Annotated in this window: 12 protein-coding genes; 6 read left to right on the forward strand and 6 right to left on the reverse strand. The window is 61.4% G+C overall.

Going from position 1 to position 12,296, the window contains the following annotated elements:
* From AW06_RS08595 to gmk, 4 genes are all read right to left on the reverse strand, one after another.
* Window positions 1-1,236, reverse strand: a complete 1,236-nt coding sequence (locus tag AW06_RS08595) for a D-amino acid dehydrogenase (RefSeq protein ID WP_034948714.1) — start codon at window positions 1,234-1,236, stop codon at window positions 1-3.
* Window positions 1,233-3,386 carry a bifunctional (p)ppGpp synthetase/guanosine-3',5'-bis(diphosphate) 3'-pyrophosphohydrolase gene (locus tag AW06_RS08600; RefSeq protein WP_273704527.1) on the reverse strand — a complete coding sequence of 718 codons (2,154 nt, stop codon included), beginning with the start codon at window positions 3,384-3,386 and terminating at the stop codon, window positions 1,233-1,235. The genes AW06_RS08595 and AW06_RS08600 overlap by 4 nt, the downstream gene beginning before the upstream one ends.
* Before the next feature lie 82 nt (window positions 3,387-3,468).
* Window positions 3,469-3,675 carry a DNA-directed RNA polymerase subunit omega gene (gene rpoZ / locus AW06_RS08605; protein WP_034948717.1) on the reverse strand — a complete coding sequence of 69 codons (207 nt, stop codon included), beginning with the start codon at window positions 3,673-3,675 and terminating at the stop codon, window positions 3,469-3,471.
* 18 nt (window positions 3,676-3,693) lie between these two features.
* Window positions 3,694-4,302 (reverse strand): guanylate kinase, encoded by a 609-nt coding sequence (gene gmk, locus AW06_RS08610; RefSeq protein ID WP_034948720.1) that lies wholly within the window; start codon window positions 4,300-4,302, stop codon window positions 3,694-3,696.
* A gap of 219 nt (window positions 4,303-4,521) precedes the next feature.
* On the opposite strand from gmk, the gene AW06_RS08615 reads away from it, so the two are divergent.
* Complete coding sequence (locus AW06_RS08615; RefSeq protein WP_034948722.1) at window positions 4,522-4,872, forward strand: hypothetical protein; 351 nt, start codon at window positions 4,522-4,524, stop codon at window positions 4,870-4,872.
* Window positions 4,873-4,937: 65 nt separating this feature from the next.
* Here the strand turns inward: AW06_RS08615 and AW06_RS08620 are convergent, their stop codons facing one another.
* Window positions 4,938-5,168, reverse strand: coding sequence for a YMGG-like glycine zipper-containing protein (locus AW06_RS08620; RefSeq protein WP_034948724.1), 231 nt, complete (start codon window positions 5,166-5,168; stop codon window positions 4,938-4,940).
* Between the two features lie 11 nt (window positions 5,169-5,179).
* On the reverse strand, window positions 5,180-5,575 hold the full coding sequence (locus AW06_RS08625; protein ID WP_324547016.1) for a hypothetical protein: 396 nt from the start codon (window positions 5,573-5,575) through the stop codon (window positions 5,180-5,182).
* A 215-nt stretch (window positions 5,576-5,790) separates the two neighbouring features.
* Between AW06_RS08625 and AW06_RS08630 the strand changes: the two genes are divergently transcribed.
* From AW06_RS08630 to AW06_RS08650, 5 genes are all read left to right on the forward strand, one after another.
* The gene (locus AW06_RS08630; protein ID WP_034948727.1) at window positions 5,791-6,483 is read left to right on the forward strand and encodes a GntR family transcriptional regulator; all 693 of its coding nucleotides are present in this window, start codon (window positions 5,791-5,793) and stop codon (window positions 6,481-6,483) included.
* On the forward strand, window positions 6,480-7,577 hold the full coding sequence (locus AW06_RS08635) for a branched-chain amino acid ABC transporter substrate-binding protein (RefSeq protein WP_034948730.1): 1,098 nt from the start codon (window positions 6,480-6,482) through the stop codon (window positions 7,575-7,577). The genes AW06_RS08630 and AW06_RS08635 overlap by 4 nt, the downstream gene beginning before the upstream one ends.
* 106 nt (window positions 7,578-7,683) lie before the next feature.
* Window positions 7,684-10,824, forward strand: a complete 3,141-nt coding sequence (gene putA / locus AW06_RS08640; RefSeq protein WP_034948733.1) for a bifunctional proline dehydrogenase/L-glutamate gamma-semialdehyde dehydrogenase PutA — start codon at window positions 7,684-7,686, stop codon at window positions 10,822-10,824.
* 84 nt (window positions 10,825-10,908) lie between these two features.
* Window positions 10,909-11,133 (forward strand): addiction module protein, encoded by a 225-nt coding sequence (locus AW06_RS08645; RefSeq protein WP_034948736.1) that lies wholly within the window; start codon window positions 10,909-10,911, stop codon window positions 11,131-11,133.
* Between the two features lie 70 nt (window positions 11,134-11,203).
* On the forward strand, window positions 11,204-12,154 hold the full coding sequence (locus AW06_RS08650; protein WP_273704525.1) for a restriction endonuclease: 951 nt from the start codon (window positions 11,204-11,206) through the stop codon (window positions 12,152-12,154).
* Window positions 12,155-12,296 lie beyond the last annotated feature (142 nt).

The following is a 12,296-nucleotide window of genomic DNA, read 5'->3' on the forward strand; positions in this document are numbered from 1 at the left end:
TCAGAGGAACCGAAAGCCTGGCTCAGGCGGACGGCCGCTGATGATATCCGCCAGTGCGGCGCCGGAGCCGCAAGCCATCGTCCAGCCGAGCGTACCGTGGCCGGTATTGAGATACAGATTGGGAATCGTCGAGCGGCCGATCAGCGGCACGTTGGAAGGCGTCGCCGGACGCAGACCACACCAGAACCGAGGTTCATCGGCCGGTCGCAAAGCCGGAAAAAGCTCGCTGGCCCGCTCGATCAGGGCCCGGCAGCGCACCGCATTGAGGTCGGTATTATAGCCATTGAATTCAGCCGTACCGGCAATGCGCAAGCGTTGACCGAGACGCGAAAAAACGATCTTGTAACCGTCGTCGGTGAGGCTGACACTCGGTGCGATGCTATCCGCGGACAGGGGAAAGGTGGCCGAATAGCCCTTCGCCGGGTACACCGGCAGACGCAGGCCGATGAGACGCAGCAACAAAGGGGTATAGCTACCGAGCGCAGCGACATAGGCATCGGCCTGGTGCAACTCGCCGGCAGCGATTACGCCAGCCACTCGGCCGGCCACCATACTCAAACGATCGACCGTAACGCCGTAACGAAAAACGACGCCGCGTGCCGTACAAAGGGCCGCAAGCTGTTGTGTGAAGCGGTGGGCATCGCCGGATTCATCGGCGGCCGTGAAGTCGCCGCCGACCAGCCGCTGCCTCACCGACGCCAACGCCGGCTCGATGGCGATGCACTCGTCGACATTCACAGTGCGTCGCTCACAGCCAAACTCACGCATCACCGCGGCAGCTTCCATGGCAGTTGCGTACTCGCGGCGGTCGGTGTAGATGTGCAGGATGCCGCGTTCGAGATGATCGTAGGCCAGCATGGTTTCAGCGCGCAGTGCCTGCAACTGACGACGACTGTAAAGCGCCAGGGTGACAATCTGGCGAATGTTGTCACGCGTTCGCCGCGCCGTGCATTCGCGCAGAAAACGCAGGCTCCAGTCAAGCAGCGTGGCATCCCAGCGCGGACGAAAGAGCAGCGGCGCATCCTCGCGCCGCATCCAGGCCAGCGCACGTAACGGCGCGCGCGGGTTCGACCATGGTTCGGCGTGCGAAACCGAAATCTGGCCACCGTTGGCGAAGCTGGTTTCCAATCCGGCGGCAGTCTGACGATCAAGTACTGTCACCTGATGTCCTGCCTTGGCCAGATACCAGGCGCTGGTGACCCCCACGACACCTGCACCCAGGACGATAACCTTCAAGCAGTCAACCCCTGATCACGGGTGATGCGCACCACCTCGGGAATGCGCCGCAGACTGCGCATCAGACGCGCCAGAGAAGTGCGACTGGCTACCTGCACCGTAAAACGCAGCGTCGTGTACAGTCCGGGTCGCTTCTCTTCCATGTTCACATGTTCGATGTTGATGCCGGAGGTCGAAATCTCGGTGGCGATCCGCCCCAGTGCGCCAAGCGTATTCTGCACCACGATCAGCAGGCGCACGCTGAACAGTTTGCCGGGCTCCGGCTCCCACTCGACGTCGATCCATTTCATCGGTTTGGCGGTACGCGCCTTGCGAATGGCGGGGCAATCATGCGTATGGATCACCAGACCCTTGCCCTTCCAGATCGAGCCGATGATCGGGTCGCCGGGGATCGGTTGGCAGCAGGGCGCGAACTGAACAGCCATGCCTTCGGTACCGCGAATCACCAGCGAAACGGGCGCCCGTTCAGCCGGCTGTGGTGTTTCCTCGCGCGCTAGTAGGCGACGAGCAACGACCCCGGCAAGGCGAAAACCCAGTCCGATGTCGGTGTAAACCTCCTTGATCAATTTGTTTCCGGAATCGCGCAGCACGTTCTTCCAACTCGAAACCGGCAGTTCGGAGGCGACTACGCCCAACGCCCGCAACTCCTGGTCGAGCATCTTCTCGCCGAGCGCCGTCGACTCGTCATGGTGGACGCTCTTCAGGTAATGTCGGATCTTGCTGCGCGCCCTGCCGGTCTTGACGGTCGTCAGCCAGGCCATATCCGGATGAGCATCGGCAGCGGTGACGATCTCGACGCGGTCGCCGTTGGTCAACTCGGTCATCAGCGGCAGCGGCTTGAAATTGATCTGGGCGGCGACACAATGATTGCCGATATCGGTGTGTATCGCGTATGCCAGGTCAACCGCCGTAGCCCCACGTGGCAAGGCGATGATCTTGCCTTTGGGCGTGAACACGTAGATTTCATGGGGAAACAGATCGACCTTGACATGCTCGAAGAACTCCGAAGAATCGCCGGTCGCGCTTTGCAGGTCGAGCAACGAGTGAAACCAGGTGGTCGTCTTCTGTTGCAGATCGGCACCAAAGTCCTCGCTGTCCTTGTACAGCCAGTGCGAAGCAATGCCCTCCTGCGCCACGTTCTCCATCGCTTCGGTACGAATCTGCAGTTCGAACGGGGTGCCGTGCGGCCCGATCAGAGTAGTGTGCAATGACTGGTAGCCGTTGGGCTTGGGAATCGCGATGTAGTCCTTGAACTTCCCGGGAACCGGCTTGAACAATCCGTGCAGCGCACCGAGGGCAAGGTAGGCGGTCGGCACATCCTGTACCAGCACACGGAAACCATAGACATCGAGCACCTGCGAAAATGACAAGTGCTTGTCGATCATCTTGCGATAGATCGAATACAGGCTCTTCTCGCGACCAAAGACCTGCGCCTGCACGCCGGCTTCACGCAGCTTGCCGGTGATGCCTTCGAGAATCCGCGACAACAGCTCACGCCGGTTACCGCGCGCCGCCTTGAGCGCGCGCGCCAGCACACGCGCACGCATCGGATAGATGAGCTCGAAAGAGAGATCCTGCAACTCGCGAAAAAGCTTGTCGAGGCCAAGCCGGTTGGCAATCGGCGCATAAATTTCGAGCGTCTCGCGAGCGATGCGGCGGCGTTTATCGGCACGCACCGCAGCCATCGTCTGCAGATTGTGATGGCGATCGGCGAGCTTGATCAGTACCACACGCAGATCGCGCGCCATGGCCATCAGCATTTTGCGAAAATTCTCCGCCTGCGCTTCTTCCTGAGACTGAAACTCGATCTTGTCGAGCTTTGACAGGCCATCGACGAGATCAGCGACGGGTTTACCGAAACGATCGGCAATTTCGCTCTTGCCAACCGACGTATCCTCCATCACGTCATGCAAGAGCGCCGCCACCACGCCCTCGACATCCATTTGCCATTCGGCGATGGCACCGGCCACGGCCAGGGGATGTGTGATGTAGGGCTCGCCCGACAAGCGCTTCTGCCCACGATGCGCCTTCTCGCTGAACAGATACGCCTCGCGCACGCGCTCGATCTCTTCCGGGGGAAGATAGCTCAGGCTATCGATGAAGACCTGGAAAGCCGGATCGTCCTCGGGAAGAGGTAAATCAGGGGTCATGCCAGCCGCCGGCGATTCAGCGGACAAGCTGGCGGCAATCACGGGATCCATGATCTCGTCCTGCGCCACTGCTGGATTGAGGTCAGGCCTGACCGCGGTTGAGGACTTCCAGGCCGACCTTGCCGACGGCAATTTCACGTAGCGCGATCACCGTCGGCTTGTCCCGACCGGCGTCGATCAGAGGTGACGCGCCGGCCGTGATCTGACGGGCACGATAGGTGGCCGCCAGAGTCATCTGAAAGCGGTTTGAAATACGCTGCAAACAGTCGTCTACGGTTACTCGTGCCATACAAATCTCCCAGGGTAATCAGAGCATTGTTGCGAAAAGGATGGAATGTCGCTGACGCTGCGCAGCGTAACGAAGCCGGGTCGCGCGGACCACTGCCAACAGGTCATGCAGCGCACGCTGCAATTCGTCATTGATAATAACATAGTCGAATTCAGCCACATGTCGCATCTCTTCGCGAGCCGCAGCAACGCGGCGAGCGATCGTTTCAGCGCTATCCGTGGCGCGCGCGCATAACCGGCGTTCAAGTTCGTCAAGCGACGGGGGCAGGACGAACACGCCGATTGCGGCCGGGAACAATGCCCGCACCTGCTGTGCGCCTTGCCAGTCGATCTCGAGGAGCACGTCCTGACCGGCAAGCAAGGCAGCTTCGATGCCGCTTCTCGAGGTGCCATAGTAGTTGCCATGGACCTCTGCCCATTCGAGGAAAGCATCATTGCGAACCTTCTCAAGAAAATCCGGCACACTGACGAAATGGTACTCGACACCATCCCGCTCACCTGGTCGGGGTGCACGCGTGCTGTGAGAAATTGACACGCTGAGGTCCGGATCGTTCTCCAGCAACAACCGCACCAGTGTCGTCTTGCCAGCGCCGGACGGCGCTGTGACAATCAAGAGATGTCCGGTCATGGTTCCTGGCCCGTGAGTTCAAGCCCGCCATTGTACCCGCGCGCCCGGCGCTGTCGACCGGTGCTGCCGATACCTTCACCCCCTGGATACAGGTTTCCCCGCCCAGGTCGAATGACCCGACGGCAGCGGCACGCACGTGGCGGTCATGGGCATGGACTAGCCTGCTGATACCGACGAAAATGACGGCTTTGAGATGATCACCCGGCGAGGAGCAAGCAAATGTCGCGATTGAAACGGGTACAGACCAGCGCTGTACTGTTGGCCGCTCTATCGGCGGCCAATGCTGCCGTGCCGCTCAAGATCGTCGGCTTCGACGACATGTCGTGCCGGACCTGGTCGGCATCAAAGGACGATGCCGAACAACGCGCGCTCTATGTCGCCTGGGTGCGCGGCGTTCTCACCGGCCACAACTACGCCAACCAGAACCAGCAGGTATCGGCCATCTCCAGCGGCACGGTCGAGCAGTACGTGAATCGCTACTGTACAGAAAAACCACTCGGCCAGTTCAGTGATGCTGCATTACGCCTGACCGACCAGTTTTCGGGCCGCAATACGGCGATCACCCGGTAGCCGTTGACGGCTCCGCCCAACGATGTGTGCCGCCCACGGTCCGGCACAGCTTGCCGGGCGCTGCCTCAGTAACCCTGCTGCTGCTTACCCTTGATATTGCCGACCGTGCCGCCGATCACCCCACCAATCGCCGCGCCGGTCCAGCCGCTGCCGCCCGAGATTGCCGCAATACCGGCTCCCGCGGCCGCACCGATGGCTGCACCACTGATCGTTCCCTGCTCGCGCGCGCTCATGTTGGTGCAACCCGTTGCCGCCAGTGCCATCGCAAGGGCCAGAGTCCATCCAGTTTTTTTCATCTCTTTCTCCCTTACTTGGTTTTCGGTAGTGCGGGCACCACCATTTCGAACCAGATCGTTTCGACCACCGGGCGCAGCAAGCGATCGGGATGCGCCGCGTACCATTGGTCGAGCGCTTCCAGCACACTGCCCAGCGTCTGGTCCTTCATCCCTCTGGCGACGCGTGGCGAAAAACCATTCTCGACGGCCGGCGGATTGTCGGCGTTATACGCTGCCTCGACCTGCACCATGTTGGCCAACCCGACGAGATAAGCCTTCTTGACTTCTTCGGAGGACTTGATCCAGTGTGTGCCATCGACCAGCGGCACCTCGACTGCACCGACACCGGCAGCAGTCATCGTCATGGCCAGGCACGCAGCAGACGCGAAAAACCGCAATTGACGGAAACCAGATCCAATGGTCATCATCTTCTACTCCAGGAAAAGGAATTTGCAGGCTACCATGCTCTCATGATCGTTCCAAGTGAAATCGCCTGGCCGCCTGGCGATTCCTCGGCCAACCGGCCGGAGCTCGACAGATCGGCCGATTGGTGCATTGCAGCTTGCCAGAAGCCAGAAGAGTCTGTATGTTCGCGGCCGGAAGTTTATATCGTATACGATATCTGGAGTTCACTTCGCCACCCATGCCATCGGTTCTTGAGCTTGTCGCCGCCCAGAAGATGCCCCGCCTCAGCGCGTCGGATCACGTCGCGCAAACGCTTAAGAAAGCCATTGTCGACGGCCTGCTGCCAGCCGGCGAGTTGCTCCGGCAAGATGAAATCGCGGCGCATTTCCACGTCAGCAAGATCCCTGTTCGCGAAGCACTCAAGCACCTCGAAGCCAAAGGCCTGGTGACCTTCCTGCGCAACCGCGGCGCCGTCGTTGCCTCGCTGTCGGCGGCCGAGATCGAAGAGTACATGGAAATCCGGGCGATGCTCGAAGCACGCGCGGCGCGCCTCTCGGCGCCGCTGATCAGCGATCAGGCGATCGAACAGGCACGTCGACATCTCGACGAATTCGAGCAGGCCGGCAACGCCGATCGCTGGGGCGAACTGAACTGGTTGTTCCATTCGACACTCTACACGGCCGCCGGACGACCAATCCTGGTCGCCGAAATCCGTTCGCTATACAACAAGGTCGAACGTTACGTGCGCGCGCTCTTGTCGATGACCACTGGAATGCCCAACACCCTGCGCGAACACGCCGAAATCCTCGACGCGTTCGTCCGCCGGGATCCCGACGCGGCGGCAGAACTCACTCGGGCGCATGTGCTCGACGCGGGTGCGTCACTTGTCAGTTACCTTATCGACCAACGTAGCAAAGGAGGAAACCAATGAACAAACAGATCCTGGCGGCCGGCTGCAGCCTGCTCTCCCTCGCGGTCAGCAATGTCTACGCCGATCACCTGGTGGCCATCGCCGGACCGATGACCGGTCAGTACGCCTCGGCGGGTGACCAGATCCGGAAGGGCGCCGAGATGGCGATCACCGACATCAACGCCAAGGGCGGCGTCGTTGGTGAGAAACTGAAGCTGGAAATCGGCGACGACGCCTGTGATCCGAAACAGGCCGTCGCCGTCGCCAACCAGATGGTGAACAAGAAGATCATCTTCATGCACGGCCACTGGTGCTCGTCATCGACGATCCCGGCGTCCGAAGTGTACGTCGAGGCCAACATCCCGGTAGTGACCGTGTCGACCAACCCCAAGGTCACCGACCGCGGCCTCAAGAACATTTTCGCCATTGCCGGCCGTGACGACCAGCAGGGCCAGGTGGCCGGGGCCTACCTCGCCGAGAAGTTCAAGGGCAAGAAGATCGCCGTGGTTGACGACAAGAGTGCCTACGGCAAGGGCCTCGCCGACGAAGTCGCCAAGGCGATGGAAGCCAAGGGCGTCAAGCCGGCCTTGCGCGAATCGATCACCGCCGGTGAAAAGGACTATTCCGGGCTGGTCAGCAAGCTCAAATCCGCCGGCGTCGAAGTCATGTCCTACGGCGGTTATCACACCGAAGTGGCGCTGATTCTGCGGCAGGCGCAACAGGCTGGCCTGAAACTGACGGTGATGGGCGGTGACACCATGTCCAATACCGAACTCGCGACCGCCGCCGGCCCCGAGGCCAACAACGTGCTGTTTACCTTCGGTCCGGATGCGCGCAAGAACCCGAGCGCCGCCGCCGTGGTCAAGAAGTTCCACGACGCCAAGATCGAACCGGAAGGTTACGTCCTCTACGCCTACGCTGCTTTCCAGCTCTTCGACCAAGCCGCAACCAAGGCCAAGAGCACCAAGTACGCCGACATCGAGAAAACGCTGCGCAACGGCAGCTTCGACACCGTCATCGGCAAGCTGTCGTTCGACGCCAAGGGAAACAGTTCGGCGCCAGCCTTTGTCGTCTACCAGTGGAAGGATGGCAAGTACGACTATGTGAAGAAGTAATCCTGCCGCACCGGCAGGCCACAGGCAAGCGTCCGCCCCCATCGGCGGACGTTTCGACAACCCCGCGCGACACCTGGTGTCGACGCCGAACCGACTGGAAGGCAGCATGCGCGCCACTACCCACCTACTACGCCAGCGTCTGCGCGAATATCACCGAATCGATGAAGCCCAGGTCATCGAGCAACTGATCCCTCTGGCGCGCTTCACGCCTTCCGAACAACAGGGCATTCGCGAACGCGCAACGCCACTGGTGCAGACGGTGCGCGACAGCCGCCTCAAAAGTGGAGGCATCGATGCCTTTCTGACCACCTACGACCTCTCGTCGCGCGAAGGCGTGGTGCTGATGTGCCTCGCCGAAGCGCTGCTGCGCATCCCCGATGCGGCCACCGTCGATCGCCTGATTCGCGACAAGATCGGCAGTACCGAATGGGAAAAGCGGCTCGGCACCTCGCACAGCACTTTCGTCAATGCCGGCACCTGGGCGCTGATGCTCACCGGCCGCATCGTCAATCTCGACAACGAGGACCGCAACCTGCGTGGCACCCTCAAGCGACTCGTCGCGCGCACCGGCGAGCCGGTGATCCGGCAGGCGGTGATCACTGCCATGCGCATTCTCGGAAAGCAGTTCGTGATGGGCCGCAACATCCATGAAGCGCTGGAGCGCGCCCGCAGCGCCGAAAAGGCCGGCTACCGCCACTCCTACGACATGCTCGGCGAATCGGCGCGCAGCAGCGCCGACGCGCTGCGTTACTTCGAGTCCTACCGCGCGGCGATCCGGGCGATTGGCGACGCCGCTGCCGGCCGCCCGGCATACGAAGCGCCGTCGATCTCGATCAAGCTCTCGGCGCTGCATCCGCGTTACGAAGTCGCCAACGAGGGTCGCGTTCGCCACGAATTGTGGCCGGTCGTCAAGGAACTCGCGCTCCATGCCAAGGCGCGCAATATCGGCTTTACGATCGACGCCGAAGAAGTCGATCGTCTGGAAATGTCGCTCGACCTGATCGAGGCACTCGCCACCGACGCCGAACTGGCCGGCTGGAACGGCCTCGGGCTGGCCGTCCAGGCCTACCAGAAGCGTGCGCTGCCGCTCATCGACTGGCTCACCGACCTCGCCCACCGCGCCGACCGGCGTCTGATGGTCCGCCTGTGCAAGGGTGCTTACTGGGATGCCGAGATCAAGCTCGCGCAGGAGCGTGGCTTGCGCGATTACCCGGTATTCACCCGCAAGGCGTCGAGCGACCTCTCGTATCTGGCCTGTGCCCGACGTCTGTTCGACCACCCGGAGGCCTTCTACCCGGCCTTCGCCACGCACAATGCACACACCCTGGCGGCCGTCGCCGAGATTGCGATCAGCGCCGGCGGCAGCGACGAATGGGAATACCAGCGCCTGCACGGCATGGGCGAAGAACTCTACGACCAGATCGTCGGTGAGGACAAGCTGGGGCGCGCCTGCCGCGTCTATGCCCCGGTCGGCAGCCACGAGGACCTGCTGGCATACTTGGTGCGCCGCCTGCTCGAGAATGGTGCCAACTCGTCCTTCGTGAACCGCATCGCCGACGCCAGCCTGCCGATCGACGCGCTGCTCAGCGACCCCGTTGACAGGACCGCCGCCCTGGCCATCAAGCGCCAGCCACGCATTCCCTTGCCGCGCGACCTCTTCGGCGCTGAACGCATCAATAGTGAAGGACTGGACATGAACGACAAACCCACTCTCGAAGACCTGCGCAACAGCATCGAACAGAGCCTGCGCGTCAGCTACACCGCCGCGCCGCTGATCGCTGGCCGGCAGCGCGGCGGCGACAGCCAGGTCGTGCATTCGCCGGCCGACCAGCGCGACGGCGTCGGGCGCGTGATCGAGGCCAGCGTCGCCGACGTCGGTGAAGCCTTGGCTGTCGCGCAGGCGGCTTTTCCGGCCTGGGAAGGGACGCCCGCCAGCGTGCGCGCGTCGCTCCTCGACCGCGCCGCCGATCTGCTGCAGGGACGCCTGCCGGAACTGGTCGCCCTGATCGTTCGCGAAGGCGGCCGCACGCAGGCCGACGCCGTCTCGGAAGTGCGTGAAGCGATCGACTTCTGCCGCTACTACGCGGCACAGGCCCGCGAGAAGTTTTCCGGGCCGATCCCGCTGCCCGGCCCGACTGGCGAGCAGAACAGCCTCTCCTTGCACGGCCGCGGCGTCTTTGTCTGCATCAGCCCGTGGAATTTCCCACTGGCGATTTTCGTCGGCCAGATCGCCGCGGCGCTGGCCGCCGGCAACACCGTCGTCGCCAAACCGGCCGAGCAGACACCGCTGGTCGCCGCACTGGCCGTCGAACTGCTGCACACCGCCGGCATCCCGGCCGGCGCGCTCAACTTCCTGCCCGGTGACGGACGCATCGGCGCCGCTCTGGTTGCCGATCGCGCATGTGCCGGCGTCGCTTTTACCGGTTCGACCGAGGTCGCGCGCCTGATCGCCCAGACGCTGGCCGGCAAGGACGGCCCGCTGGTGCCGCTGATCGCCGAAACCGGTGGTCAGAACACGCTGATCGCCGATTCGTCGGCATTGCCCGAACAGATCGTCCGCGACGTCGTCGCCTCGGCTTTCAACTCGGCCGGGCAGCGCTGCTCAGCGCTGCGCGTCCTGTATATCCAGGCCGACATCGCCGACCGTGTCTGCGAATTGCTCGCCGGCGCCATGCAGGAATTGTGCATCGGCAACCCGGCCGACATCGCGACCGATGTCGGCCCGGTGATCGATGAAGCGGCGCGTGCGCTCCTGGTGGCACACGCACGCTGGCTCGACAGCTTTGCGACGCCGATTTTCACCTGCCCACTCGACGAGGAAGCCACCCGGCACGGCACCTTCTTCGCACCGCGTGCCTACGAGATCGACAGCATCGCCCGCCTCGAACGGGAAGTCTTCGGGCCGATCCTGCACGTCGTGCGCTGGCGTGCCGAAGACCTCGACCAGGTCTGCGCGGCCATCGCCAATACCGGCTACGGACTGACGCTGGGCATCCACAGCCGCATCGACGAAACCATCAAGCGCATCACCGACCGCCTGCACGTCGGCAACACCTATGTGAACCGCAACATCATCGGCGCCGTCGTCGGCGTCCAGCCCTTCGGCGGCGAGGGACTCTCGGGCACCGGTCCGAAGGCCGGCGGCCCGCATTATCTCTATCGCTTTGCCAGCGAGCGCACGCTCAGTGTCGATACCACCGCCGCCGGCGGCAACGCCGGGCTGATGGCGCTCGACGAAGGCGAGTGACCCCCCTCCGCATGGGCAAGTTGCCTGTACGCGTTACCTTTATGGCACCCTGTGACCATATGACTACTTGATCGGGAGAAAGGCATGTCCGCCACCGTTGAAGAACTTGAGGCCGAAGTACTCGGCCTGCCTGCTGTCCAACGAGCTCGCCTGGTGGAGAAACTCATCGCCAGTCTTGACGTTGAACCAAACGTTGAAAACGCTTGGGCGGAAGAAGTTGAAAGACGCCAGGGAGAGATAGAGAGTGGAACGGTGCCGCTACTTCCCGGCGCTGAAACTCTCTCCCGCTTGCGGGCCGAATTTCAATGAAGTATTGGCTGCACCCTGAGGCGGAATCAGGGTGCAAAGCCGGCTTTCCACAGCAGAGTTGAACAACATCATGAGCCAACCAACAGATAAAAGACAAGCGGAATTCGTACAGTGGATGCCATACATACTCGACGCATTGCGGGAATTGAACGGATCGGCCACACCAAGAGAGGTTTGCGACTCGGTCGCCAGGCTTGCGCATGTTCCAGATGAAAAGCGATTCGCCAAGCTCGGAAGTGGCAGTTTACGGTTCCCGAATCAGGTCGCTTGGGCTCGTCAATATCTTGTTTGGGAAGGGTTGCTGTCGTCACCCAAACACGGAATCTGGATGCTCACATCGTCCAGCCAGAAACTCCACCTCACCTACGATCAAGCGCGCGAAATAGCCAGAAAATGGGTCGCCATTCATGCCGAGAAGCGGGCACAAGCGCAAGAACCTCCGCCAGAAGCTGTCGAAGATCAGCCCTTTGTAACAAGTCCGCCGAACGGATACGGTGAAGAGTTACTCGTACAACGGCAGGCACTCTCCCCCGAATCGTTCGAGAGGTTTTGTGCCGATCTCCTGAAGCATCTTGGGCTTGAAAGAGTAAGAGTAACTGGCGTTACTGGTGACAAAGGCATCGATGGCGAAGGATACCTTCCCCTGGGACCAATCGTCACAGCCAAGATTGCCTTTCAATGCAAACGTTACTCCGGTCCGGTCTCTTCACGTGAAGTGCAGAGTTTTCAAGGTGCTGTTGGGGATGCCGAGAAAGGAATCTTTTTTACCACCGGCTACTTTACTGACAATGCTCGGGACGCTGCCCGCCGTCCGGGTTGCAAACCCATCGAATTGATCGACGGGGATCGCTTGATCGAACTGCTCGAAAAGCATGAGTTCGGTTTATTGCCAGCGAGGACCTACGAAATCGACTACAACCTGATGTCGAATTATGGCAAGGACCCAAAGAAGGCGGTCCACGTTGCACTCAACAAGGACCTCCAAGGGATGCCCCGAAACCGACGGCCTTCTCAGTCATGACATTCTGTTTCCAAGGTCAGCATTGCCAACTGGATGCACTTGAAGACAGTATGCTTGTTAGAGGAGGCTATTTCTCAGCCAGTGAAGAAAAGAGCCATGGTTGTTGAGTCGATTCTGAAGAGCCTTAGGTGATTTCCTCATT

Source organism: Candidatus Accumulibacter cognatus, from assembly GCF_000584975.1.
GTDB classification, from domain to species: domain Bacteria; phylum Pseudomonadota; class Gammaproteobacteria; order Burkholderiales; family Rhodocyclaceae; genus Accumulibacter; species Accumulibacter cognatus.